This is a genomic window from Pandoraea pulmonicola (assembly GCF_000815105.2).
Taxonomy (GTDB): Bacteria; Pseudomonadota; Gammaproteobacteria; order Burkholderiales; family Burkholderiaceae; genus Pandoraea; species Pandoraea pulmonicola.
This window is the reverse complement of sequence record NZ_CP010310.2, coordinates 302,390-327,088: the sequence shown is the minus strand read 5'-3', so window position 1 is coordinate 327,088 and position 24,699 is coordinate 302,390. Positions and strand designations below refer to the sequence as shown.

Here is a 24,699-nt window from a genome sequence, read left to right as displayed (position 1 = left end):
GCATTGGACGTGTACGCCGCGGTGCACCATTGCCCGTGGCGTGCCCGACTGGCAGGCGGGGCTGTCCGCCTTCCTGCCGCGTGCCGGGCGATCCCTCCTTTTGGGTTTCTTTCGCTGTCCGCTTCGGGTCTCACTGTCATGGTCCAGCCGCTCGCCTTTTCCCTGAACCGCGCCCAGCCGGAAGCGCTGGTCGACCAGATCGTGCGCGAGGTCGAACGTGCACTGCAGCGCCAGACGTTGCACGCGGGCATGCGCATGCCGTCGATCCGCTCCCTGGCGAAGGCGCACGGCATCAGCACATTCACCGTGGTGGAAGCGTACGACCGGCTCGTCGCGCGCGGCACGCTGGTGGCGCGCCGCGGGGCTGGCTTCTTCGTCGCCGGCGCGGCCGACGCGCACGAGACGGGGGCACCGGGCCGGGGCGGCTCGCTGGCGACGGGTGCGTCGGCGAGCGAAGTGACGAATGCATGGCTGCTCTCGGAAATCTTCGCGGACGACTCCATCGCGGTGAAGAGCGGTTGCGGCTGGCTGCCGGACAGCTGGCTCGACGAAGACGGGTTGCACGGTGCGCTGCGTTCGCTGTCGAAGGGGCCGGGCGCCCACTTCGCGCATTACGGTCATCCGCACGGCTATGGCCTGCTGCGGCAGTGGCTCACGCGCCGGCTCGGCGAGCTGTCCATCGACGCACCGCCCGAACAGATCGTGCTCACGCACGGCGCGACGCAGGCGCTCGATCTCGTCGTGCGTACGCTGCTCAAGCCGGGCGACACCGTGCTGGTCGAGGCGCCGGCGTACTGCAATCTGCTGGCGGTGTTGCGGCTGGCGGGACTGAACGTCGTGGGCATCGCCCGCACCGAGGCGGGTCTGGATCTCGCCGCGCTGGAACAGGCGGCGCAGACGCACCGTCCGCGAGCGCTCTTCGTCAATCCGGCGTTGCAGAATCCGTTGGGGACGTCGCTCACGCCGGCGCTCGCGCATCGTGTCCTGCAATGTGCCGAGCAGCATGGCTTCTGGATCGTCGAGGACGACATCTACCGCGAGCTGGCGCCGGCGGGTACGCCGTCGCTCGCCGCGATGGACGGGCTGTCACGCGTGATCTACGTATCGAGTTTCTCGAAGACGATTTCGCCGTCGGTGCGCGTGGGCTACCTGGCGTGTTCGCGCGAGCTGGCGCACGAGATTGCGCGCAGCAAGATGGTGGCGGGGCTGACGTCGTCCGAAATCAACGAGCGCATCGTGCATGCGATCCTGACCGAGGGGCGCCACCGCAAGCACATCGAGCGCCTGTCGGACCGGCTGACGCGCTCGCGCGCACGCCTCATCACGCAATTGCAGTCGCATGGGGTAACGTTGCTGGCGCAGCCCGAGGGCGGCATGTTCGTGTGCGGCAGCTTGCCGGAGACGGCGCTCCCGGCGCGCGAACTGGCCGAAGCCGCGCTGCTCGAGAGCATCATGCTCGCGCCGGGCGAGTTCTTCCTGCCGCACAACGATCCTTGCCACTGGTTCCGCTTCAACGTCGCGTATTCGGACGACGCGCGTCTGTTCCGTTTTCTGGATCGCGCAGCGACCGAAAAGCCGATGACAACGGCCGGTTGTTCCTCTCGATCCCAGTGAATTGTCCTAATTCACGTCGAACGGGTTCGCAGCGCCGGCATCGCAGCAGTACGCTTCTCCTCCTTCGTCACGCGTACCGGCACCGTCATTCGCAGGTGCGTGTGTATCGGTACGCCAACCGGGAGGACCCGCGTGCCTTATCACCACCCTCGCGTGACTTGGCGGCCGACTGCCACGTTCAGGCCGTCTGCCGAGCCGGCACGCGACACGCAACGCCGGCGAGCCACGATAGCCCGCGACGTCGCCCGCCTACGCAACGGTCTGCGCGACACGTCTGTGCCAGCAACTTGCGTGCACCCACCCCACTCGCTCCACTCGCCCCACCCGACCGGCACGTCGACGCGCCGTGCCGGCAAGGCATCGTCCGAAGTCGACAAGCGCGCGCTGTTTCTATTGGCCTTCCTGGGCATTCAGGTCACCCTGACGCGTAGCGCGGCGGACACCCCGGCCGTCCCGGCCCTTGCCTGCGCCCGGCCCGCGGCGTGCAGTCAACCGGCCCCACCTTGGAGCGAACATGACGTCGCCACGCGAGCCACCATGCTTCGCTCGTTGCACCTCATGTGGCCGTCCGCCCCGCTCGATCCCGCCTCGCGAGCCCCCTCGATCGGCGAAATGGCCGCGACCTTCGCCGCAATGTCGAACGCCAGTGTCGCCAGTGAATTGGCACAACTTCGCCTGATGCGCAGGCTCGTCGCGTCCCACGTGCTCGAGCGCGGCACCGCCATATGCCGGTTCGTGCAACGCATGACGCTGAACGACGCCGACTGGTTCACATCCCCGGCCGACACCTGCGCCATCGCCGAGACGTTGGCGCGCCTCGCTTTGCTGCAACCACCCTCGCTGCACGACGTGCTTTCGAAGTTCGGTCTCGAGGGCGCCAACCTGCCCGTCAACGTGACCCGCCTCGCGGCGCAAAAGGCGTCCCCGCTCGATATCCTGCGCATCGTGCAATATCGGCATGGCCGCTCCCTCGATGCTGCCGTCCGCCCCGATTACACTTGGCGCGGCCAGCTTTCCGACGACTCGTTCGACGAGGCCGCCGCCATCCATCGGCTCAGCACGCCACATTGGCACGACGTCGACGGCAATGCGAATTTCCGCCACATCTCGGCCTGCTACGAACGCCTGCTGGGCGATGAACTTGCCCATTTGCAACTCGCCGCCCACCTGATACCGACCCGGCCGCCAGTGAACGGCTCCCATGGCATCTGGTTCGACGGTATGGCCTTGCGCGGCACGGCCGGTATGTCCATCGACACCCTCGCCACCGCGTTGCGGGCGCGTACCGACAATTTCCCCACGCCTGCGATGCTCATTGGCGACAGCGGCACGGCATGTCGCGGCAGACCGCTCGTCGCACCGGCCAGCGGCAAGATAGCGCCGAACGTCACCACCTCCGCGCTCGACATCAACGTCGCGTTGCGTACCTATCTTCGCGAGTTGGCGGAGAGCAGCGAGTTTCGATTCGGCACACCCCTGCAGTCGGCGGCGACCACCGTACTCAGGCTCGGGGCCTATCATGACCTGCCGCCCGTTCCAATGGAGACACCGGCGCAGGTGTTGCAGGCGTTTGTGGCGCTTCGCCGAGCCTGGCTGGCCAAGCCGCGCTATCCGATCGATCCGATGCACGTTGCGGCCGCTCATCTCGAGCAAAGCAGTCGAGCCGCAAACGCGCCGCTGTCGCCAGGCCGCGCGGTGCGATCGCATGGCGCGCCTGACGTTGTCGCGTTCGCCCGACGTCTCATGGCCTACGCGCCATGGCCCCCGCCGCCGTCGCACGAGGCAACCGGCACAGCGCAGGATGCCGACAACTTGCCGGCGAGCACCCGGCAGTCTGCATTCCTGTCGCTCGGTAGCCGGACCGTACGAACACGGTTCATCGGTATGGTTACCAAACGCCGCCGGCCCTCGCAGGCGTCACCCCGCGTCGCCACCGGCGACCCTGCCGCCATGGCTCTCGTCAAAGCCGAAGAATTGATGCGCCTGTCTCACTCGTCGCCCGATGACGACAAGCTTCGCGAGTTGGCCGGTGCACTGCGTGACGAATGGGCGCGATTATCCGCGGCAAGCCACCCTCAGTCACTGAACACCGATGAAAAGCTGGCCATCACACACGATCTTCTTGAAGAGCTGATCATCAGCCGGCCGATTTCCCATGTCGTCGACGCCGCATCCCGAGGCGACGTTCGGGCGGTGCTCGATATGGCGCCCTTCATCATGCCCGCCTACGAGATCGAGGAAGGTTTGCGCACGGGCAACAGTACGAGAGCGCTCAATGGCGCCATCCGTTTCGGCGTGGACGCCCTGTTCGTTTGGTTGGGTGGCGTGGCCGAGCGCTCGCTCCAGAATTCGTTACGGGTCGCGGTCGAGCAAATGCGCATGCCGCCTTTCGAGCGGGCAGCCTCGGCCACGCTTTCGCGAATCGGGCCGGAATTCGAGGCTTTCGAAATGCAAGCGCTCGATTCTCTGCGACACGAGCACATTCAACTCGATCCCTACGATGCCATTTCCGACGTCACCGTGGTGCCGAGGTCATATCGGGAGATGCCACTGCCTCGTCGCGTTGCCAGCTCGCCCTCCATGGAGCCATTGACTGCCGATCAATTCGAGTTGGCGCGGCGCCGCAGCGTTGCAAGCTTGCCTCGGTTGGGCGCCGACGACGATTTCCTGCCGTCGTCCGGCATGACGGCAGCGCGCGACGAATTGTTGCGACAACGCGAAACCGTCATCGGAATGATGCGATTTCTGCCCGACAGGCGCCGTGGCTCGTTGACGAACGTCATTCACGGTGTGGGGCGTGCGTTGTACTGTGCAATGCCCATGAATGAAGGCGAGGTCATCTCCGTGCGATCGCTGCTGAACCCGAAGTCCGCCGAGGGCGCCGCCATCATCGACTCGCTCGATGACCTCTGCAGTCGTTCCCGAATTCTGCAAGCGCTCGTCGAGCGCGCGCTGGATGCCGGCCTGGGGCCTTGGGATGTGCACATCGTCGACGGCGAGTCGCCCCGCTTTGCGCCGGGCATGGACGCCCTGATATTGCCGCCGGAGTCGCAACTGACATCGCGCTACCAATACGAGTCGCCGACGGGAAAGCGACGCTTCACGACCGAGCAGGCGGCACTGCACGAACTTCTGCACGGCTTGACGTCGCTCGGCGACGCCACCGCCGCCGGGCAACGCGGTCCGATCGTCTACCTTACCGATCGAATCGGCCATCAAGCCGGTAGAACCTGGGAAGAGCGTGTCGCGTATCGCGCATTCGATTCCAACGGCGCCCTCCGACCCGAGATTCTCCTGCAACACCGTCTCGAGGCAACGCGCTGGATGCACGATGAAGACATGCTGATCGATCGATATATGCGCAAGGAGTTCGGCATCACGGCGCAGACTCACGTGGACGGCGAACCCGTCGCCAACCGGCACACCGTCCAGGATCTCACGCGATTCGTCGACGCACTCGGTATGTTCGATTTTCCGGATCGGTTGCACGCCAATTTCGTAAGCTCGCCGTCGGACAGTCGGCTTGGCGTCACGGACGATCTGCGAAGCATGTTCGAACGCCTCGGTGCCGATTTCGCCATTTTCCGCGCGCTGACAAGCCTTTGGTCCCGGTCGGAAGCCAGGCTGCCATGGCGAATACAAATCACCCCCCAAAGCGCATCGGCCGGCACGCGCAGGGGATGGGCCGGGAGCCCCTGGCGCATCGATCGCGAGCGGGCCACGATTCACCTCGATGTCACGCCGGTATATTGTCTGACGGCGTCAGGGCCGCGCCTGCTCACGGTCGAACGACGTAATGTGGGCTTGCTGATCGATCTGGTGACCAGCGATCTGCACGTCGGCGAAATCGCCGATCCGGCCACGGAGCGGGGGTTCAAGGTCTATCTGGAGGACAAGCTGCTGCAACTGCCGCTTGCCGAAACGCGCGTGGCTTCCGCGCTGTCGTACGATCCCGAGACACTGCTCCCGTTCGTCACTCGGGCACGACGCGCGGCATTCGACGAAGATGCCTATCTGGAGATCCTGATCTAAGCGAAGGCCGAGTGCCGCATGGTTGCGCCGTCCGTCGCATCCAGCGACGAACCCGACGACGCCCCCGGCGACGAACCCTGCGTCATCCCGAACCGCTCCCGGTACGCTGCCGGCGTCACGCCGTACTGACGCTGGAACGCGCGGCGCAGGTTCTGTTCATCGCCGAAGCCCACGCGCGCGGCAATGCGCTTGAGCGACGCATCGGAGTCCAGCAACGCGAAGCGCGCCGCCTCCAGACGCATGCGTTCGACCGCCTTCGCCGGCGTCGAACCCGTCCGGGCAAGGTAGCTGCGCGCAAACGTGCGCGGACTCATGTTCGCCTGCTCGGCAAGGCGCGCCACCGACAGATCCCCATCGAGCCGCTCCGCCATCCATGCATGCAGTTCGCTGAACGGCGCGCCTGCCGCCACCTGCTCCTGCAACGGCGGGCTGAACTGCGACTGCCCGCCCGCGCGCTTCAGAAACACCACGAGCCGGCGCGCCGCCTGCAACGCCACATCGACGCCACAGTCGTCCTCCACCAACGCCAGCCCGAGATCGATGCCCGCCGTGATCCCCGCCGAGGTCCACACCGGGCCCTCGCGTACATAAATCGGATCGGACTCGACCCGTGCATTCGGAAAGCACGTCTGCAACATCGCCGTATCGAGCCAATGCGTCGTGGCTCGACGGCCGTCGAGCAACCCCGCCGAGCCCAGGATGAACGCGCCCACGCACACCGAACACACGCGTCGCACGCGCGGTGCATAGCCGCGCAGCCACTCGCCGACCGGCCCCGGCACCGCCGGGCGATGCGCCACCGCGCCGCCCACCGCGATCAACGTGTCGACGTGCATCGCCTCGAGCGCGCGCATCGGCTCGGTGTGCAGCGTGATGCCCGACCCCGTCTCCACCGGCCCGCCATGCTCCGACACCACCACGGTGCGATATGGCGTGCCGAGCCCCTGCTCCGTGAAATTGCGGTTGACGGCATGGAACGCGTCGAGCGGCCCGGCCAGATCCAGCAGCACGAACGGCGGCACGATGAGGAAAGCGACGAGACGAGGTTGTGTCATGGCATTGTGTACGCGTGGATCATGCCGTCACCGGCGTTTCGCGACGCTTCGCATCGACGGCGTACCACACCGTCGCGAGCGCCGCGAGCGCGAGCAGCGGGAAGGTCGCCTGGTTGATGGTCGCCCAGCCGAAGCGCGCCAGCAGTTGCCCGGCAAAGAGACTCGCGAGCGCCGTCCCGGCAAAGGTGATGAACTCGTTGGCCGCCTGCGCGCGCGCACGCTCGGCCGGACGATACGACATCGTGAGCAGCGTCGTGCCGCCCACGAACATGAAGTTCCAGCCGACGCCGAGGAACGCGAGCGCCGCGTAGAAATACGGCAGGCTCGTCGACGCGAGCGCCAGCACGCCGCACAGCGCGCTCATCGCAATGCCTGCGAGCAACACCGGCACCACACCCCAGCGCTTGACCAGATGCCCCGAGAAGAACGACGGCGCATACATCCCGACCAGATGCCATTCGATGATGTGCGCACCGTCGTCGATGCTGTGCCCGCATGCGACGGCGGCGATTGGCGTTGCCGTCATCACGAACATCATCACCATGAAGCCGATCAGGTTGTTGGCGAGCGCCGCCATGTAGATCGGTTGACGCATGATCTCGCCGAGGGGCCTCGCCGGCAGCGCCCCGGCGTCTCCCGCCGGACCACCGGCCGCATGCACCGGCAGATCGCGCAGAAAGCCCACGAGCAACACGAGCGAGACGCCCGAGAGCAGCGTAACGACGAGATACGATCCCGCGAACGTCACCGGCGCCAGCCAGTCCTTGCTGCCCGCCGCCAACGCCGGGCCGATCACCGCGGCCAGCACGCCGCCCGTGAGCACCACCGAGATCGCGCGCGGCTTGTCTTCGAGCGGTACGACATCCGCCGCGGCCAGACGGTAGTAACGCGCAAACGCCTGAAACACGCCGACGCACGCCGTACCGGCGCAGAACATCGCGAAGTGCCCCTGGTAGATCGCCATCACGGACACCAGACCGCCGAGCGTGCCGAACCCCGCCCCCAGCGCGAAGCCGAAGCGCTGCCCCATGCGCTGGATCAGCATCGACGCGAAGATCGTCGTGATCGCCGACGCCACCGTGATCAGCGAGAACGGCAGCGTGGCGTACCCCTTGTCGGACGCCAGCATGTAGCCGACCAGCCCGGTCAGCGTGAGATCGACGGACAGCGCGGCGGTGTAGAGCGCCTGACAGGCCGCGAGCACTGCCGCGTAACGGCGGCCCAGCTTGCGCACGTGTCCCGGTTCGGAAGGGGGCGCGGCGCGCCCGGCGATGGCATCGGTCATGGAAGTGTCTGGGAACAAGTGAGGGATTCGTCGGAAGGCCTCATCTTGCCGTCGGCCACGTTGGCACGAATGCCAATCATGCATCAAAAAGTGCCACGCCGTGCACCACCGCCAACGCGCCAACTCGGTGCGCACCAACTCCGCGCGCGTTCGCACCAACGTGCTTCGCGGGTCGATCGCCGCTCGTCCGAACGGCGGATGCCACTGTCCACGGGAACGGTCGCTGTCCGGAGCGAGGAAAGCGCCTTGGACACTCGATGGCGTCTCGCCCACTGAGCTGCCGGCGCCCCCGCCCTCGACTTCTGCGCAGAACGGGGAGACCTGTCGCGTCGCGCCCTCTGCGGGGCTGGCACGCCCTTTGCGTCAACTACCCGGTACCGGATTGACCGGTCTAACCAGAAAAGGGGAAGACGCACCATGAAACGACGCACGCTACTCCAGATGGCAGCCCTTTCGGGCGCCGCATCGCTAACGGGCATGGCGCCCAACTTGTTCGCGCAGAGCAAGCAGCCCATCAAGGTCGGTATCCTGCATTCGCTCTCGGGCACGATGGCCATCTCGGAGACGTCGCTCAAGGACGTGGCGCTCATGACCATCGCCGACATCAACGCCCGCGGCGGCGTGATGGGGCGCCCGCTCGAAGCCGTGGTGGTCGACCCCGCGTCGAACTGGCCGCTCTTTGCCGAGAAGGCGCGCCAGTTGCTCACCAAGGACAAGGTCGCCGCCGTATTCGGCTGCTGGACCTCCGTCTCGCGCAAGTCGGTCCTGCCCGTCTTCGAAGAACTCAACGGCCTGCTCTATTACCCGGTGCAGTACGAAGGCGAGGAGATGTCGAAGAACGTCTTCTACACCGGCGCCGCGCCGAACCAGCAAGCCATCCCCGCCGTGGAATACCTGATGGGCAAGGAAGGCGGCGGCGCCAAGCGTTTCTTCCTGCTCGGCACCGATTACGTCTATCCGCGCACGACCAACAAGATCCTGCGCGCGTTCCTGCATTCGAAGGGCGTGGACGACAAGGACATCCAGGAGGTCTACACGCCGTTCGGCCACAGCGACTATCAGACCATCGTCGCCAACATCAAACAGTTCGCGCAAGGCGGCAAGACGGCCGTGGTCTCGACCATCAACGGCGACTCGAACGTGCCGTTCTACAAGGAACTGGGCAACCAGGGCCTGAAAGCCACCGACGTGCCCGTCGTGGCGTTCTCCGTGGGCGAAGAGGAGTTGCGCGGCATCGACACGAAACCGCTCGTGGGCCACCTCGCCGCATGGAACTACTTCATGTCGGTCAAGAACCCGACCAACGACTCGTTCAAGAAGCAGTGGTTCACCTACGTCAAGGCCAAGAGCCTGCCGGGCGGCGACAAGCGCGTGACGAACGATCCGATGGAAGCCACCTACGTCGGCATGCACATGTGGAAGCAGGCCGTGGAAAAGGCCGGCAGCGTGGACGTCGACAAGGTGCGCACCGCCATGATCGGTCAGAGCTTCAAATCGCCGGACGGCTTCGACATGGTCATGGACGGCAACCACCACCTGCACAAGCCGGTGATGATCGGCGAAATCCGCCCCGACGGTCAGTTCAACGTGGTGTGGAAGACCAAGGCGACCGTGCGCGCACAACCGTGGAGCCCGTTCATTGCGGGCAATGAAGGCAAGCCCGACAAGGTCTGACCGCCCTTTCCCCCCATGGCGCCGGAGTCGCCGAGACGATCTCCGGCGCCCGCAGAGGTTTCGATGATAACGATAAGACGCTGGACCGCTGCCGCCCTTGTCCTGCTTTCGCTGGGCGCTGCGCTCATTTCGCCTACCACGGCCATGGCGGCCACGGCTTCCACGACCGGCTCCATTGCCGGTTTTACCGACGCCGATCTCACCGCCCTCGCGGGCGACGACTTCGACGCCAAGGCGCAGGCCATCGACCATCTCGCGGCCGACGCCTCGCCGCAGGCCGCCGCGCTGCTCAAGGCACTGGCCGACGATTCGGCCGTGACCGTGGGCGAACGCATCGCGATTCCGAATGGCGACCGGTACGTCGACCCGATCACCGGTGCGACGCTCAAGGCCGACGACGCCGGCTCGCTCACGCTCAACAACGTGCTGCGCGCCAAGGTCGCCACGGCCGCCGCCGCGGGCGCACTGCTCTCGCCGGATCGCGACGCTCGCGCGCAAGCCATCGACACGATGCTGCAAAATCCCTCGCCCGCGTTCAAGGCGCTCGTCGAGAAGGCGCGTGCGAAGGAAACCGACCCGGCGCTCAAGTCGCGTCTCGATCAACTCTGGGCGCAAACCGCACTGCACGACACCGATCCAGCGAAACGCCGTGAGGCCGTCGAGCTCATCGCGGCGGCCGGCGATCCGCAAATGCGCGACCTGCTGCTGCCGATCGTTGCGAAGCAGGCCGACGGCACGTACGCCGAACCCGACGCCAGCGTGCGCAGCGCCGCCGACATCGCCTTGACGAAACTGGCTTCGGCGCAGCGTCGCAGCGAGTTCTTCGGCACGGTGTTCGCCGGCCTGTCGCTCGGCAGCGTGCTGTTGCTCGCGGCGTTGGGGCTGGCCATCACGTACGGTCTGATCGGCGTGATCAACATGGCGCACGGCGAATTCCTGATGGTGGGCGCGTATGCCACCTACGTCGTGCAGACGTTGTTCCAGCGCTTCCTGCCCGGCGCCTTCGACTGGTATCTCGTGGCGGCCGTGCCCGCCGCGTTCCTCGTGGCCGCCGCGCTCGGCATCGTGCTCGAGCGCACCGTCATCAAACACCTCTACGGCCGTCCACTCGAGACGCTGTTGACGACCTTCGGCATCAGCCTTCTGCTGATTCAGGCGGTGCGCACGCTGTTCGGCGCGCAGAACGTCGAGGTCGTCAACCCGTCGTGGATGAGCGGCGGCATTGCCGTGTTGCCGAACCTGATGCTGCCTTACAACCGCATCGTGATTCTCGTGTTCGCACTGGTCGTCGTGGCGCTCACGTGGTCGGTGCTCAACCTCACGCGTCTCGGCCTGTTCATTCGCGCCGTCACGCAGAACCGGTCGATGGCCGCCTGCGTCGGCGTGAAGACGGGCCGCGTCGACAGCTACGCGTTCGCCTTCGGCGCCGGCATCGCCGGGCTGGGGGGCTGCGCGCTCTCGCAGATCGGCAACGTCGGCCCCGATCTGGGCCAGAGCTACATCATCGATTCGTTCATGGCCGTGGTGCTCGGCGGCGTGGGACAACTGGCGGGGACGATCGTCGGCGCGTTTGGCCTGGGCATCGCCAACAAGCTGCTCGAACCAGTGTGGGGCGCCGTGCTCGCGAAGATCGCCGTGCTGATCCTGATCGTGCTGTTCATCCAGAAACGCCCGCAGGGCATGTTCGCGCTCAAAGGGCGCAGCGCGGAGGCCTGAATGAAAATGCCAGACTTTTTGCCCGCGGGTTCGGCCGCAACGACGCACGACGTCCCCGCACGCGCGCGTCTGCTGCCGAAGCACGTGGCGCCTGCGCTGCTCGTCTTCGTGCTGGCCGTGCTGATTCTCGTGCCGGTGTGCGCGCTGGTGCTGCCGCCGTCGCACCCGCTGCATCTGTCGGCCTACGCGATGACGCTCGTCGGCAAGATCATGTGCTACGCCATCGCGGCGCTCGCGCTCGATCTGGTGTGGGGCTATTGCGGCATTCTCAGCCTCGGCCACGGGCTCTTCTTCGCGCTCGGCGGCTACGCGATGGGGATGTACCTGATGCGCGCCATCGGCCGCGACGGCGTGTATCACAGCGACCTGCCCGACTTCATGGTGTTTCTCGACTGGAAGTCGCTGCCCTGGTACTGGACCGGCACCGAGCACTTCGCCTGGGCGATGTTCCTCGTCGTTGCGCTACCCGGCGCCGTGGCGTGGCTCTTCGGGTATCTGGCCTTCCGCTCGCGCGTGAAGGGCGTGTATCTGTCGATCATCACGCAGGCGCTCACGTTCGCGGCCATGCTGCTGTTCTACCGCAACGAAACCGGCTTCGGCGGCAACAACGGCTTCACCGACTTCAAGCGCATTCTCGGCTATTCGGTCACTTCCGCGAATACCCGCACCGTGCTCTTCCTCGTGACGTTTGCCGTGCTCGTGGGCGCCTTCATGCTGTGCCGCGCGCTGGTCGTCTCGAAGTTCGGCCGCGTGGTCACCGCCATTCGCGACGGCGAATCGCGCGCCATGTTCCTCGGCTACCGGCCGCTCGGCTACAAGCTCTTCGTGTGGACGCTGTCCGCCATGCTGTGCGGCATCGCCGGCGCGCTGTACGTGCCGCAGGTCGGCATCATCAACCCGAGCGAGATGGCGCCGGTGAACTCCATCGAGATGGCGATCTGGGTGGCCATCGGCGGACGCGGCTCGCTCGTCGGCGCCATCGCCGGGGCCTTCCTCGTCAATGGCGCGAAGAGCTTCTTCACCGCGTACTTCGCCGAGTACTGGCTGTTCTTCCTCGGCGCGATGTTCGTGCTCGTGCCGCTGCTGTTGCCGCAGGGGGTGATCGGACTCGTGACGCAGTACTCGCGCAGGCGCTCCCGACACGCGCCTGCCGCCGCCGAAGGCGACGCGCCTCACCCCGCCACCGGAGATCGCGCATGAATCAATACATGACCGACATCGGTTGGCAGAAAGCCGACGCCCCCGACACTTCGATGACCGTCAGCGGCGACGCCACGGGCATGTCGCATCTGGTCGTGCCGGGCGAGATCGATACGTCGCACGGTCTGATCCTGTACCTGGAGAACATCTCCGTCTCGTTCGACGGCTTTCGTGCGCTCAACGATCTGTCGCTGTCGATCCGCACCAACGAACTGCGCTGCATCATCGGCCCCAACGGCGCAGGCAAGACCACCATGATGGACGTGGTCACGGGCAAGACGCGTCCCGACGCGGGACGCGCCTTTCTCGGTCAGACACTCGACCTCGCGCGTCTGGACGAACCCGCCATCGCACAGGCCGGCGTGGGACGTAAATTCCAGAAGCCGACGGTATTCGAGCATCACAGCGTCTGGGAGAACCTCGAACTCGCGTGCGCCGGCGACAAACGCTGGTTTCATGCGCTGTGGGCGGTGCTCACGTCGGCCATGCGCGAGCGCATCGAGGAAGTGCTGGCGCTCACGCACCTCGGCCCCCAGGCGCACGTGCGCGCCGGTCAGTTGTCGCACGGCCAGAAGCAGCGCCTCGAGATCGGCATGCTGCTCATGCAGCGACCGCAACTGCTGCTGCTCGACGAACCGGCCGCCGGCATGACCGACGAGGAAACGGCGCAGCTCGCCGAGTTGCTCAACCGGCTGCGCGGGCAATGCTCGATGATGGTCGTGGAGCACGACATGGCGTTCGTCGCCGCCCTCGCGGGCGAGGCCGGCACCGTCACGGTGATGGCCGAAGGGCGGGTGCTCGCCGAAGGGACACTCGACGCCGTGCAGCGCGACGAGCGCGTGATCGAATCGTATCTGGGACGCTGACCATGCTCGAAATTCGCGCACTCAATCAGTACTACAGCGGCAGCCATATCCTGCGCAACGTGGAGTTCACCGTGCCCGACGCGCAACTCACCGTGCTGCTCGGGCGCAACGGCGTGGGCAAGACCACGCTGCTCAAATGCCTGATGGGCGTGGTGCCCGTGAAGTCGGGCAGCATCGCGTGGCGCGGCACGACGATCACCGCCGCGCCGCCATACGCGCGCGTCGCCAGCGGTCTGGCTTATGTGCCGCAAGGGCGCGAGATCTTCCCGCGTCTCACCGTCGAGGAAAACCTGCTGATCGGTGCGGCGAGCCGTCCGTCACGTGAGGCCAAACGTGGCGTGCCGGCGCACATCTACGAACTGTTTCCGGTGCTGCGCGACATGAAACAGCGGCGCGGCGGCGATCTGTCCGGCGGACAACAGCAGCAACTCGCCATCGGCCGCGCGCTGATGAGCGACCCGCAGCTGCTGATTCTCGACGAGCCGACCGAGGGCATTCAGCCGTCGATCATCAAGGACATCGGCGCGACGCTGCGACGTCTGGTCGACGAGCGCGGCATGACGGTGCTGCTCGTCGAGCAGTATTACGACTTCGCCCTCGCGCTCGCGGATCACTATCGCGTGATGAGCCGTGGCGCCATCGTGGCAAGCGGTCTCGGCAAGGACATGGAAGACGACGGCGTGCGCCACATGGTGGCCGTGTAACGATGCCGAAGCGGGATGGGGTGGGTGGTGCGTGTTAGATTCACAGACATCCAACGCGTACCGATCGTCATGAACCCTCCTCACGCCGCCGTTGCGGGCTGGCACGCCGAACTGACGCTGGGCTTCGCACGGCGCGACGCCCGCACCGTGCTCGCCACGCGTCGCCACCAGGGACCGCTCGTCGTGCAGAAGTCGCTGCATCCCGAAGGTCCAGGCATCTGCCACGCGGTAGTCGTGCATCCGCCGGGCGGCATCGCGGGCGGCGACAGCCTCGCCATCGACGTCGACGTCGGCGACACCGCCCATGCCGTCCTCACGACGCCCGGCGCAACCAAGTGGTACAAGTCGCAGGGCCGCAGCGGCACGCAAACCGTCTCGCTCACCGTCCGCGACGGGGCAAAGCTCGACTGGCTGCCGCTGGAGAACATCGTGTTCGAAGATGCCGACGCGCAGCAGCGCATCGCCGTGCGGCTCGGGGCGGGGTCGACGATCATCGGATGGGACGCCACACTGCTCGGACGGCAAGCGGCCGGCGAGCAATGGACGCACGGCCGGTGGCGCTCGACCTTCGAGTTGCGCGACGCGAACGATCGTCTGCTGTGGGCCGAACAGGCGGTGCTGGGCGCCGACGACGCGCAGCGCACCGGCGCTACCGGGCTCGCCGGATTCCCCGTCTTTGCCACGCTGTGGGCGGTGGGCGACGCCTGCACGCGCGAGCTCGCCGAATCGCTTGCCGAAGGCCTGCCGTTCAACGACGACTTGCGCGCGGGCATCACGTGCCTGCCCGGCAACGTGCTGGTGCTTCGCGTGCTGGGGCGCGACATGGAAGCCGTGCGCCAACTGCTGGTCGCTCACTGGCTCACGCTGCGCCCGATCGTCCATGACGTGCCGGCCGAGCCGCTGCGGATCTGGGCGACCTAGGGCCCGACTATTCCCGGCGTCGCCGCCATCGCCCTCTTTGTCATCAACGACATCTTCGGCCACGGGCCTGCAACGTGCGCGTCGTCTTTCTCGGGCTCCTTCGGGCGCCGTTTTCTTTGCACCACTCTGGTGACAAAGGCCACTGTGGTTCATCGTCTTTCGGCGAATCTCGCACCAACTCGGGGCAATACGCCGACGCGTGCGGAGATGGGCGGCCGTCCGACATCCGGCGGCTGGCGCGCCGCGTCAAGCGTCGACGCACAGCGGCGGTGCCGGGCATGGTTCCTGCTACCTCACTGTATCGACCGGTCTGACCAGATGTCAGTCGTCGAAATTGCTTCGTCCATCCATCCGCTATCGAGGTTGCCGCCATGCTGTCGTTCCCCCGCACCGCCGTCCCGCGCGAAGCCGTTGCCGCCGTGCTGGGCGCGCGCGCTCGCGCCCGTCGCGCCTTCACCGCGCTGATGCTCGCCGCGAGCGCGGTCGCCGCTTTCGCCATGGCAATGCCGCGCACGGCTCACGCCGACAGCCTCGACGACATCGTCAAGCGCGGCACGCTTCGTGTCGCCGTGCCGCAGGACTTCCCGCCGTTCGGCTCGATCGGCCCCGACATGAAGCCGGCGGGCTACGACATCGATACCGCCGCGTTGCTCGCCAAGGGCATGGGCGTGAAGCTCGAACTCGTGCCCGTGACCAGCGCCAACCGCGTCCCGTACCTCACGACCAACAAGGCCGATCTCGTGATCTCCAGCCTGGGCAAGAACGCCGAGCGCGAGAAGGTCATCGACTTCTCGGAAGCCTATGCGCCGTTCTACAACGGGGTGTTCGGGCCGAAAGACCTGGCCGTGACCAAGCCGGCCGACCTGTCGGGCAAGACCATCGGCGTGACGCGCGGCGCGGTGGAGGACCTGGAACTCTCGAAAATCGCGCCGGCCGATGTGACCATCAAGCGCTTCGAGGACAACAACGGTACGATTTCCGCCTTCCTGTCGGGGCAGGTGCAGCTCGTCGCCACCGGCAACGTGGTCGCCGCCGCGATTGTGGCGAAACATCCGCCCAAGCTGCCCGAGCCGAAGTTCCTCATCAAGAACTCGCCGTGCTTCGTGGGACTGAACAAGAACGAGCCGCGCCTGCTTGCCAAGGTCAACGAGATCCTCACCGCATCGAAAAAGGACGGCTCGCTCGGCAAGGTGTCGCAGAAGTGGCTCGGCATGCCACTGCCGGCCGATCTCTGAGCATCGCCATTCGCTCAGGCACCTTTCGATCCACGGCCTGCTTCCGATGCACTACGTTCTCGACTTCGCCGATCTGCGGCAATACGTGACGCTCTTCGCGCGAGGCGCCGCGCTCACGATCGCACTCACGGCCGTGTCCACGGTCGTCGGCGTGCTCGTCGGGGCGCTGTGCGCCATCGCGCGCGAGGAAGGCCCGGCGTGGCTGAAGGCCATCGCGGGGCTTTACGTCGAGCTCATTCGCAACACGCCTTTCATCGTTCAGCTGTTCTTCATCTTCTTCGGTCTTCCCAGCCTCGGCGTCCACATCGACGAGACGACGGCCGCCGTCGTCGCCATGAGCGTGAACCTCGGCGCCTACGCGACGGAGATCCTCCGCGCGGGCATGCGCGCCGTGCCGCGCGGCCTGTCCGAAGCCGGGCAGTCGCTAGCGATGACGCGCGCGCAGATTCTGCGCCACATCATCCTGCCGCAGGCTTTCGCCAAGGTGTTCCCGGCGCTCGCCAGCCAGATCGTGATCGTGATGCTCGGCTCGGCCGTCGTCTCGCAGATCTCCGTACCCGATCTGTCGTATGCCGCCAACTTCGTGCAGTCGCGCACGTTCCGGGCTTTCGAAAGCTATCTGATCGTGACCGCGCTTTATCTGGTGCTGGCGATTGCCCTGCGCCGCGTGCTGACGCGCGGCGCGCGACGCCTCTTTCGCGGCATGGTCAAGGGAGGCGCACGATGATCGAGTTCTCGATCTGGGACATGCTGCGCGGGCTGCTGCTCGCCGGACGCTGGACGCTGGCTCTGTCGGCCATCGCCTTCGTCTGCGGCGGACTGGTGGCGTTGGCGCTGCTCGTTGTGCGCGTCGGGCGCGTGCAATGGGCGGCGCGCGCCGTCGCTCTCTACATCGAGGTATTCCAGGGAACGCCGCTGCTCATGCAGCTGTTCCTGGTCTTCTTCGGCCTGCCGTTGCTTGGATTCGAAGTCTCGCCATGGGTGGCCGCCGCCGTATGCCTCACGCTGTACACGAGCGCCTATCTGACGGAAATCTGGCGAGGCTGCGTCGACGCCATTCCACACGGTCAGTGGGAGGCGTCGTCGAGCCTGGCCATGCGTTACGGCGAACAGTTGCGCCACGTGATTCTGCCGCAGGCGCTGCGCATCGCCATCGCGCCCACGGTCGGTTTCTCGGTCCAGGTGGTCAAGAGCACGGCACTCGCCTCGATCATCGGCTTCGACGAACTCACCAAGACCGGCACCATGCTCACCAACGCGACGTTCCAGCCATTCACGGTGTATGGCCTCGTCGCCCTGTTCTACTTCGCTGCCTGCTATCCGCTGTCGCTCTGGGCGCGTCATCTCGAAAGGAAACTCCATGTCGCTCATTGAAGTCAGGGACATGCAAAAGCGCTTCGGCGAGAACCCGGTGCTCAAGGGCATCGACATGGACGTCGAGCGCGGTCAGGTCGTGTCGATCATCGGCAAGAGCGGCTCGGGCAAGAGCACGTTGCTGCGAACGCTCAATGGTCTGGAGCGCTTCGACGCGGGCAGCGTGGCGGTCGACGGCGTCCACGTCGGTGCGCGCGACACCGATCTGCGCGCGCTGCGCCTCAAGGTCGGCATGGTGTTCCAGCAATACAACCTGTTTCCGCATCTGTCGGCCGGCGAGAACGTGATGCTCGCACAGAAGGTGGTGAAGAAGACCCCGGCCGCCGAGGCCCGCGAGACGGCGCGCGCCATGCTCGCCAAGGTGGGACTCGGCGACAAGTTCGACAGCTATCCGTCGCAGCTCTCCGGCGGTCAACAGCAACGTGTGGCGATTGCGCGTTCGCTCGCGATGAACCCGGCCGTGCTGCTGTGCGACGAGATCACCTCGGCGCTCGACCCCGAACTGGTCGCGGAAGTGCTCAAGGTGCTGGAGGACCTCGCGGCGGAAGGCATGACGCTGATCCTCGTCACGCACGAGATGCGCTTTGCACGCCATGTATCCGACCGGGTGGTGTTCATGCATCAGGGCAGGATCTGGGAATCCGGCGAGCCGGAACAGCTCTTCACGCAGCCGGCGACGCCGGAACTGCAGCGGTTCATCTGTCAATGATGACGATCCAGCGCGGTGCATCGCGACACGCCGGTTTCCGTGGCATCGATGACGCCGGATGCCAAGCGGTAGTGGCGCACACCTGAAGCCCCATTTGTCCTGACATTCGCCCCCTACGATGAAACTCACTCCACGCGAAAAAGACAAGCTGCTCATCTTCACCGCCGCGCTGCTCGCCGAACGGCGCCGCGCTCGCGGCCTGAAGCTGAACTACCCCGAGGCCGTGGCCTTCATCAGCGCCGCGCTCATGGAAGCCGCTCGCGATGGCCGCACGGTCGCCGACCTCATGCACTACGGCACCACCCTGCTCACGCGCGACGACGTCATGGAAGGCGTGCCCGAAATGATTCCCGACATCCAGGTGGAGGCCACGTTTCCCGATGGCACCAAGCTCGTCACCGTGCATCACCCGATACCGTGAAGGCGCCGTGCGCACGGCGGTGGTCGCTTCGGCGTCGTCCGTCGTAATGCCGTAATGCCGTAATGCCGTAATGCCGAAGTGATCTATCCGTACCCAGCGCCGTTTCATTTGTCGTCGACAACAACAAATCAAGGACGTCTCATGTCAGCAAACCGCCCCCCGAACGCATGTGAAATTGCCGTGTCTTCGTCGGCATCCTCCGCACCTTGTGCCATGTCCCCCGCTTCCGGTGCGTCCGTCGCCTCGCGTCGCCTGGTGCGCGCGGCCGCGGGCATCGCGCTGTTGGCGGCCTCCGGCGTCGCGCTCGCGCACCCCGGACATCCGGGACATGACGCCGCCGGCAGCTTCGCGGCCGGCTTCTTCCACCCGCTCACCGGCGTGGATCATCTGTGCGCGATGATCGTCGTCGGCTTGTGGAGCGCACTGACGTCGCGCCGGGTCTGGCTCGCGCCGATCGCCTTCGTCGCCATGCTCGCCGCCGGTGGCCTGCTCGGCATGTCGCACGGTTTCGCACTGCCCGGCGTGGAACCGATGATCGCCGTCTCGTTGCTCGTGCTCGGCCTGATGCTGGCCACGCGCGCGACGCTGCCCGGCTGGGCGGGCGCCGCCGTCGTGGGCGCGTTTGCGGTCTTCCATGGCTTTGCGCACGGCGCCGAACTGCCGGACGAGGCGAGCGCCATGCATTACATGGCCGGCTTTCTGCTCGCGACGGGCATGCTGCACGGGCTGGGCATCGCCGCCGGCATCGCGCTGCGGCACCGCACGGCCTGGGTGCCGCGTGCGCTGGGCGCCGGCGTGCTGGCTTACGGCGTGTCGTTATTGGCCGTGGCGACGTGAGCGGCGGGCGCCATGACAAACAATCCGTCGTTGCGAACCGTCGCGCACAGGAGACATTCATGATTCCCGGAGAACTGTTGCCGGCCCCAGGTGAGATCACGCTCAACGCGGGGCGCCCGACGATCAGCGTGACGGTCGCCAACACGGGTGATCGGCCGATTCAGGTCGGCTCGCACTTTCATTTCCATGAGGTCAACGACGCCCTGCAATTCGACCGCGAGGCCGCGCGCGGCTTTCGGCTGAACATCGCCGCCGGCACCGCCGTGCGCTTCGAGCCGGGGCAGCAGCGCACCGTCGAACTGGTCGCGTTGGCGGGAGACCGCCGTGTCTACGGTTTCGCCGGCCGTGTGATGGGGGCACTATGAAGATCTCACGCCGCGCTTACGCGGAAATGTTCGGCCCGACCGCGGGCGACCGGCTGCGACTCGCCGATACAGAACTGATCATCGAGATCGAACGCGATTACACGATCTACGGCGAGGAAGTGAAGTTCGGCGGCGGCAAGGTGATCCGCGACGGCATGGGGCAGTCGCAGCGCACGCGCGCCGACGTGGTCGACACCGTCATCACCAACGCCGTGATCGTCGACCACTGGGGCATCGTCAAGGCGGACATCGGCCTCAAGGACGGACGCATCTGGGGCATCGGCAAAGCCGGCAACCCGGACATTCAACCCGGCGTCACCATTCCGCTCGGCGGCGCGACGGAAGTCATCGCCGGCGAAGGCATGATCGTCACCGCCGGCGGCATCGATTCGCACATCCATTTCATCTGTCCGCAGCAGATCGAGGAGGCGTTGTCGTCCGGCGTGACCACGCTGCTCGGCGGGGGTACCGGCCCCGCGACGGGGACGAACGCCACCACTTGCACGCCCGGTCCCTGGCATCTGGAGCGCATGCTGCAGGCCGCCGACGGCTGGCCGATCAATCTGGGCTTTCTCGGCAAGGGCAACGTCAGCCAGCTCGCGCCGCTCACCGAACAGATCGAAGCCGGCGCCATCGGCCTGAAGCTGCATGAAGACTGGGGCTCGACGCCCGCCGCCATCGACGCCTGTCTGACAGTGGCCGACGCGACCGATACGCAGGTCGCCATCCACACCGACACACTCAACGAAGGCGGCTTCGTGGAAGCCACGGTGGCGGCCATCAAGGGCCGCACGATCCACACCTATCACACCGAGGGCGCCGGCGGCGGCCACGCACCGGACATCCTGAAGGTGTGCGGCGAGGCAAACGTGCTGCCGTCGTCCACCAATCCGACGCGACCGTACACCGTCAACACGCTCGACGAGCACCTCGACATGCTGATGGTCTGTCATCACCTCGATCCGGCCATTGCGGAGGACATCGCCTTCGCGGAGTCACGGATCCGGCGCGAGACGATCGCGGCCGAGGACATCCTGCACGATCTCGGCGCGCTGTCGATGATCTCGTCGGATTCGCAGGCGATGGGCCGGGTCGGCGAAGTCGTCATGCGCACCTGGCAGACCGCGCACAAGATGAAGGTGCAGCGCGGCGCGCTCGGCACCGACACGGCGCAGGCCGACAATTTCCGCGTCAAGCGCTACGTGGCGAAGTACACCATCAACCCGGCGATCACTCATGGCATGGCCCACGAAATCGGCTCCGTCGAAGTGGGCAAGTGGGCCGATCTGGTGCTGTGGGAGCCGGCGTTCTTCGGCGTGAAGCCGTCGATGATTCTCAAGGGCGGCATGATCACGACAGCACTCATGGGAGATCCGAACGCCTCGATTCCGACGCCCCAGCCGGTGCACTATCGCGAGATGTTCGGTGCACGCGCCGGCGCCCTGGCGCGTACATCGCTGACGTTCGTGTCGCAAGCGGCGTACGATGGCGACGTGGCCGGCCGCTATGGGCTGTCCAAGCGCATTGTGCCGGTGCGCGATATCCGGCAGGTGACCAAGGCCAACATGATCCATAACGACTGGCTGCCGCACATCAGCGTCGACCCCGAGACCTATCAGGTCATCGCGGACGGTCAATGGCTCACGTGCGAGCCCGCAACCGTGTTGCCGATGGCCCAACGCTACTTCCTGTTCTGAATCATGTCGCAAGTCTCCGAATCCTCCGGTTCGTCCACGGCCCCGCCATCGTCGGCGACGCTGCGCCGCGTCGAGAAACGCCTCGATGCCGGCACCCTCGCGGCGCCGCTGGTGCGTCGCTCCCCTGCACTCGTGCTGCCCTTCGACGCTCGCAGCAAAAGCCGCCTGCGTGCCACGCTCGCCACCGGCGAGGAGGTGGCGCTGTTTCTGCCGCGCGGCACCGTGCTGCGCGGCGGCGACGTGCTGGTGGCCGACGATGGCGGCCTCATCCGCGTGGAAGCCGCACCGGAGACGGTGCTGCTCGTGAGCGCGGCCTCACCGCTCGCGCTGACGCGTGCCGCCTACCATCTCGGCAACCGGCACACGCCGGTGGAAGTGGGCGACGGCTACCTCAAGCTCGAGTACGATCCGGTGCTGCGCGATATGCTGCTGCGGCTCGACGTCGACGTTGCCGAAGCCCTCATGCCTTTCGAGCCCGAAGCCGGCGCCTACGGTGGCGGGCACAAACACGGCCACGACGCCACCTTTACCGAAGACTTCGCGCTCGCGCAGCGGGTGTTCCATGAACATCACGGGCACGACCATGCGTCCGGGCACGGACATCACCATGTGCATGAGCACGGTCCCGGATGTGGGCACGATCATACCCATGGTCATGTGCACGGCGCCGAATGCTCGCACGTGCATGACGGGAACGATGGCCACATGCACGCCCACGGCCAGCACTGCGCCCATGATCATTTACATGACGCGGGCACGGGTCACGCACACGTCCACGGTGCTGACTGCACACACGATCATTCGCCGTCGCAAGTCGACGCCGCAGGCGCGAATGCGCACCCTCCGGCAAATTCGCCCGATGACAGCAAGCCTGGCCAGTCCTCTCGCTGAGCCGGTCGCAACGGCGTCGCTGCAGTCGCTTGCTGCGCTGCTGCACCTTGCGTCGCCCGCACTGCCCATCGGCGCCTTCAGCTACTCGCAAGGGCTCGAAGCGGCCGTCGAGCACGGCATCATTCACAACGCCCCAAGCGCCGAACGCTGGATTGCCAGCCAACTGGACGGCGTCTTCACCACCGGTGAGCTGGCGCTGCTCGCCAGACAATGGCGCCACTGGCAAGCCAGCGATGCGACGGCACTCTCGCAGGTGAACGACTGGCTGCTCGCCACGCGGGAAGCCGCCGAGCTTCGCGCCGAAACCGAACAGATGGGTTGGTCGCTCACACAGCTTGCCCTCTCGCTCGAATGGGGAGACTCGCGGCAACGTGTGCTGCTGTCCTCGCTGCGTCCCATCGCATTGCCGACGGCCTTCGCCTTCGCTGCACTCGCGCATGGCGCCGCGCTGGCCGATACGCTTGTCGCCTACGCGTTCAGTTGGCTCGAAAATCAAGTGGCTGGCGCGCTCAAGGCCGTGCCGCTGGGCCAGTTGGCCGCGCAGCGTGTGATCGTCGCGTTGCGCACACGCGTCGTCGACGCCGCCTATCGCGCGGCCTCACTGCGCGACGACCAGTTCAATACGTTTTCGCCGGCGCTCGCCATTCTCGCGTCGCGTCACGAAACGCAGTACTCACGTCTGTTCCGCTCGTAGGACGCCGCTGCATCGCGCCTCGACTTCGTCAATTCATCGCCACTACGACATTTGCCATGACGACAACCACCAACGCCCGTCGTACCAAGAAGAATCCGCCGCTGCGTGTCGGGATCGGCGGCCCGGTCGGCTCCGGCAAGACGACCCTGACCGAAATGCTCTGCAAGGCCATGCGGGACCGGTACGACCTCGTCGTCATCACCAACGACATCTACACGAAGGAGGACCAGCGATTGCTCACCGTGGCCGGCGCACTGGAGCCGGAGCGCATTCTCGGTGTCGAAACCGGTGGATGCCCACACACGGCGATTCGCGAAGATGCGTCGATCAACCTCGAGGCCGTCGAGCGCATGCTGGATCGCTTTCCCGATGCCGACGTGGTCTTCATCGAATCCGGCGGCGACAACCTCGCGGCCACGTTCAGCCCTGAGCTGTCGGATCTGACGATCTACGTGATCGATGTCGCCGGTGGCGAGAAGATCCCGCGCAAAGGCGGCCCGGGCATCACCAAGTCCGATCTGCTCGTGATCAACAAGACCGATCTGGCGCCTTACGTTGGCGCATCGCTCGATATCATGCGATCCGACACGCAGAAGATGCGCGGAATGCGGCCGTTCGTCATGGGGAACATGAAGGAAGGCAAGGGCCTTCAGGAGATCATCGGCTTTATCGAGGCGCGGGGGATGTTGGCTTGAGGAGGTGCTGAGCCGCCGAGCCGGAATGCGTCAATCGTTGAACGGATAGCCGCCGGGAGGCCAGCGACGATTGACGTTGTGTAACGACAGGATGGTGACTGCGCTCTCCTTGAATTGGTAGATCATTCTGTAATGCCTGTGGGGCACCAGCACTCGGGTGTTACCGATCCTGTGCGGGCGTCCCATCGCCGGAAACGCGCGCAGATTTCTGAGTGCACGCTCCACCGATCTGTTCAGGCTTAACGCTGCGCTGGGACTGACATTCGACAATTGGTTCCAGATGATGACGCGTTCACGCAGCGCATATTCCGACCAGCGAATTGTCACAGTCACGACTTTTCCATCAACCTCCGGCTATATTCGGCGAACTGCGCGCTGACGACTTCGTCCGGGACGGTACGCCCTGCGTCGACATCCCGGAGTCCCATGACGATTCCAATAAAGTCTTCGGCATGGATCTCGTCGGGATCGTGCGGGAACTCGAAGTACGCTTCGTCGAGGTCGATCGAGCATCCCGTCTTCACGACTTCGCTGGGCCTTTTACGACCCGATGCGACGTCGGCAAGGCCGCGAACGGTGGCTTCGTAAAGCAGTTGTGCTTCCTCGTGAACACCGCGCGGAGCACGGGGCGGCGGGTGGATAGGTGCTGACGGGTGGCGCGCGTATTGATCGGGACTGTGGGCGGCAACTGGCATCGTGATTCCTGGCGATATT

General features: G+C 65.9%; 22 protein-coding genes and 1 pseudogene. 19 read left to right on the top strand and 4 right to left on the bottom strand.

Translation table 11 applies throughout. The features are described 5' to 3' along the window. Positions 1–138: 138 nt before the first annotated feature. Both RO07_RS01375 and RO07_RS01370 read left to right on the top strand, forming a co-directional pair. A complete protein-coding gene (locus tag RO07_RS01375; protein ID WP_052266926.1) occupies positions 139–1,614 on the top strand; it encodes an aminotransferase-like domain-containing protein in 1,476 nt (491 codons plus the stop codon). Between the two features lie 537 nt (positions 1,615–2,151). Then, positions 2,152–5,646 (top strand): PipA/GogA/GtgA family type III secretion system effector, encoded by a 3,495-nt coding sequence (locus RO07_RS01370; RefSeq protein ID WP_039407409.1) that lies wholly within the window; start codon positions 2,152–2,154, stop codon positions 5,644–5,646. On the opposite strand, the gene RO07_RS01365 is transcribed toward RO07_RS01370, so the two are convergent. After that, the gene (locus RO07_RS01365) at positions 5,643–6,701 is read right to left on the bottom strand and encodes a GlxA family transcriptional regulator (protein ID WP_052266925.1); all 1,059 of its coding nucleotides are present in this window, start codon (positions 6,699–6,701) and stop codon (positions 5,643–5,645) included. The genes RO07_RS01370 and RO07_RS01365 overlap by 4 nt on opposite strands. Before the next feature lie 19 nt (positions 6,702–6,720). After that, positions 6,721–7,986 (bottom strand): MFS transporter, encoded by a 1,266-nt coding sequence (locus RO07_RS01360; protein ID WP_052266924.1) that lies wholly within the window; start codon positions 7,984–7,986, stop codon positions 6,721–6,723. A 477-nt stretch (positions 7,987–8,463) separates the two neighbouring features. Between RO07_RS01360 and urtA the strand changes: the two genes are divergently transcribed. From urtA to ureG, 17 genes and pseudogenes are all read left to right on the top strand, one after another. Continuing rightward, positions 8,464–9,660, top strand: coding sequence for an urea ABC transporter substrate-binding protein (gene urtA / locus RO07_RS01355; RefSeq protein ID WP_418303712.1), 1,197 nt, complete (start codon positions 8,464–8,466; stop codon positions 9,658–9,660). Positions 9,661–9,723: 63 nt separating this feature from the next. Next, positions 9,724–11,376, top strand: a complete 1,653-nt coding sequence (gene urtB, locus RO07_RS01350) for an urea ABC transporter permease subunit UrtB (protein WP_039407405.1) — start codon at positions 9,724–9,726, stop codon at positions 11,374–11,376. Continuing rightward, a complete protein-coding gene (urtC, locus tag RO07_RS01345) occupies positions 11,377–12,576 on the top strand; it encodes an urea ABC transporter permease subunit UrtC (RefSeq protein ID WP_052266923.1) in 1,200 nt (399 codons plus the stop codon). A gap of 8 nt (positions 12,577–12,584) precedes the next feature. Further along, positions 12,585–13,442, top strand: coding sequence for an urea ABC transporter ATP-binding protein UrtD (gene urtD / locus RO07_RS01340; protein ID WP_052267497.1), 858 nt, complete (start codon positions 12,585–12,587; stop codon positions 13,440–13,442). 2 nt (positions 13,443–13,444) lie between these two features. Then, positions 13,445–14,146 (top strand): urea ABC transporter ATP-binding subunit UrtE, encoded by a 702-nt coding sequence (urtE, locus tag RO07_RS01335; protein ID WP_039407403.1) that lies wholly within the window; start codon positions 13,445–13,447, stop codon positions 14,144–14,146. Between the two features lie 63 nt (positions 14,147–14,209). Further along, the gene (locus RO07_RS01330; protein WP_418303711.1) at positions 14,210–15,067 is read left to right on the top strand and encodes an urease accessory protein UreD; all 858 of its coding nucleotides are present in this window, start codon (positions 14,210–14,212) and stop codon (positions 15,065–15,067) included. Between the two features lie 464 nt (positions 15,068–15,531). Beyond that, on the top strand, positions 15,532–16,302 hold the full coding sequence (locus RO07_RS01325; protein WP_039413860.1) for a transporter substrate-binding domain-containing protein: 771 nt from the start codon (positions 15,532–15,534) through the stop codon (positions 16,300–16,302). Between the two features lie 46 nt (positions 16,303–16,348). After that, positions 16,349–17,029 carry an amino acid ABC transporter permease gene (locus tag RO07_RS01320; protein WP_039407397.1) on the top strand — a complete coding sequence of 227 codons (681 nt, stop codon included), beginning with the start codon at positions 16,349–16,351 and terminating at the stop codon, positions 17,027–17,029. After that, positions 17,026–17,676 (top strand): amino acid ABC transporter permease, encoded by a 651-nt coding sequence (locus RO07_RS01315; RefSeq protein ID WP_039407394.1) that lies wholly within the window; start codon positions 17,026–17,028, stop codon positions 17,674–17,676. Before RO07_RS01320 ends, RO07_RS01315 begins: the two co-directional genes overlap by 4 nt. Beyond that, on the top strand, positions 17,663–18,385 hold the full coding sequence (locus RO07_RS01310; protein ID WP_039407391.1) for an amino acid ABC transporter ATP-binding protein: 723 nt from the start codon (positions 17,663–17,665) through the stop codon (positions 18,383–18,385). The genes RO07_RS01315 and RO07_RS01310 overlap by 14 nt, the downstream gene beginning before the upstream one ends. Before the next feature lie 118 nt (positions 18,386–18,503). Continuing rightward, entirely contained in the window at positions 18,504–18,806 is a 303-nt protein-coding gene (locus tag RO07_RS01305) for an urease subunit gamma (RefSeq protein WP_039407388.1), read from the top strand. Positions 18,807–19,019: 213 nt separating this feature from the next. Then, positions 19,020–19,643 carry a HupE/UreJ family protein gene (locus RO07_RS01300; protein ID WP_039407384.1) on the top strand — a complete coding sequence of 208 codons (624 nt, stop codon included), beginning with the start codon at positions 19,020–19,022 and terminating at the stop codon, positions 19,641–19,643. 59 nt (positions 19,644–19,702) lie between these two features. Beyond that, the gene (locus RO07_RS01295) at positions 19,703–20,008 is read left to right on the top strand and encodes an urease subunit beta (protein WP_039407381.1); all 306 of its coding nucleotides are present in this window, start codon (positions 19,703–19,705) and stop codon (positions 20,006–20,008) included. Continuing rightward, positions 20,005–21,705: an urease subunit alpha gene (ureC, locus tag RO07_RS01290; RefSeq protein ID WP_039407379.1), complete on the top strand. Its 1,701-nt coding sequence runs from the start codon at positions 20,005–20,007 to the stop codon at positions 21,703–21,705. The genes RO07_RS01295 and ureC overlap by 4 nt, the downstream gene beginning before the upstream one ends. 60 nt (positions 21,706–21,765) lie before the next feature. After that, positions 21,766–22,368: pseudogene (gene ureE / locus RO07_RS01285) on the top strand (urease accessory protein UreE); the annotation flags it as partial. A gap of 196 nt (positions 22,369–22,564) precedes the next feature. Then, positions 22,565–23,290, top strand: a complete 726-nt coding sequence (locus RO07_RS01280; RefSeq protein ID WP_052266921.1) for an urease accessory protein UreF — start codon at positions 22,565–22,567, stop codon at positions 23,288–23,290. A gap of 56 nt (positions 23,291–23,346) precedes the next feature. Next, positions 23,347–23,985, top strand: coding sequence for an urease accessory protein UreG (gene ureG, locus RO07_RS01275; protein WP_039407377.1), 639 nt, complete (start codon positions 23,347–23,349; stop codon positions 23,983–23,985). Between the two features lie 30 nt (positions 23,986–24,015). On the opposite strand, the gene RO07_RS01270 is transcribed toward ureG, so the two are convergent. Continuing rightward, on the bottom strand, positions 24,016–24,318 hold the full coding sequence (locus tag RO07_RS01270) for a type II toxin-antitoxin system RelE/ParE family toxin (protein ID WP_084072389.1): 303 nt from the start codon (positions 24,316–24,318) through the stop codon (positions 24,016–24,018). Beyond that, positions 24,315–24,680 carry a hypothetical protein gene (locus RO07_RS25650; RefSeq protein WP_115088992.1) on the bottom strand — a complete coding sequence of 122 codons (366 nt, stop codon included), beginning with the start codon at positions 24,678–24,680 and terminating at the stop codon, positions 24,315–24,317. Before RO07_RS25650 ends, RO07_RS01270 begins: the two co-directional genes overlap by 4 nt. Between the last annotated feature and the right edge of the window lie 19 nt (positions 24,681–24,699).

Coding starts and splice junctions, on each gene's coding strand:
- RO07_RS01375 (WP_052266926.1), top strand. CDS start 139: ATGGTCCAGCCGCTCGCCTTTTCCCTGAACCGCGCCCAGCCGGAAGCG.
- RO07_RS01370 (WP_039407409.1), top strand. CDS start 2,152: ATGCTTCGCTCGTTGCACCTCATGTGGCCGTCCGCCCCGCTCGATCCC.
- RO07_RS01295 (WP_039407381.1), top strand. CDS start 19,703: ATGATTCCCGGAGAACTGTTGCCGGCCCCAGGTGAGATCACGCTCAAC.
- urtA (WP_418303712.1), top strand. CDS start 8,464: ATGGCGCCCAACTTGTTCGCGCAGAGCAAGCAGCCCATCAAGGTCGGT.
- ureC (WP_039407379.1), top strand. CDS start 20,005: ATGAAGATCTCACGCCGCGCTTACGCGGAAATGTTCGGCCCGACCGCG.
- RO07_RS01315 (WP_039407394.1), top strand. CDS start 17,026: ATGATCGAGTTCTCGATCTGGGACATGCTGCGCGGGCTGCTGCTCGCC.
- urtB (WP_039407405.1), top strand. CDS start 9,724: ATGATAACGATAAGACGCTGGACCGCTGCCGCCCTTGTCCTGCTTTCG.
- urtD (WP_052267497.1), top strand. CDS start 12,585: ATGACCGACATCGGTTGGCAGAAAGCCGACGCCCCCGACACTTCGATG.
- RO07_RS01280 (WP_052266921.1), top strand. CDS start 22,565: ATGACAGCAAGCCTGGCCAGTCCTCTCGCTGAGCCGGTCGCAACGGCG.
- RO07_RS01325 (WP_039413860.1), top strand. CDS start 15,532: ATGCTCGCCGCGAGCGCGGTCGCCGCTTTCGCCATGGCAATGCCGCGC.
- urtC (WP_052266923.1), top strand. CDS start 11,377: ATGAAAATGCCAGACTTTTTGCCCGCGGGTTCGGCCGCAACGACGCAC.
- RO07_RS01360 (WP_052266924.1), bottom strand. CDS start 7,986: ATGACCGATGCCATCGCCGGGCGCGCCGCGCCCCCTTCCGAACCGGGA.
- urtE (WP_039407403.1), top strand. CDS start 13,445: ATGCTCGAAATTCGCGCACTCAATCAGTACTACAGCGGCAGCCATATC.
- ureG (WP_039407377.1), top strand. CDS start 23,347: ATGACGACAACCACCAACGCCCGTCGTACCAAGAAGAATCCGCCGCTG.
- RO07_RS01320 (WP_039407397.1), top strand. CDS start 16,349: ATGCACTACGTTCTCGACTTCGCCGATCTGCGGCAATACGTGACGCTC.
- RO07_RS01305 (WP_039407388.1), top strand. CDS start 18,504: ATGAAACTCACTCCACGCGAAAAAGACAAGCTGCTCATCTTCACCGCC.
- RO07_RS01300 (WP_039407384.1), top strand. CDS start 19,020: ATGTCCCCCGCTTCCGGTGCGTCCGTCGCCTCGCGTCGCCTGGTGCGC.
- RO07_RS01365 (WP_052266925.1), bottom strand. CDS start 6,701: ATGACACAACCTCGTCTCGTCGCTTTCCTCATCGTGCCGCCGTTCGTG.
- RO07_RS25650 (WP_115088992.1), bottom strand. CDS start 24,680: ATGCCAGTTGCCGCCCACAGTCCCGATCAATACGCGCGCCACCCGTCA.
- RO07_RS01310 (WP_039407391.1), top strand. CDS start 17,663: ATGTCGCTCATTGAAGTCAGGGACATGCAAAAGCGCTTCGGCGAGAAC.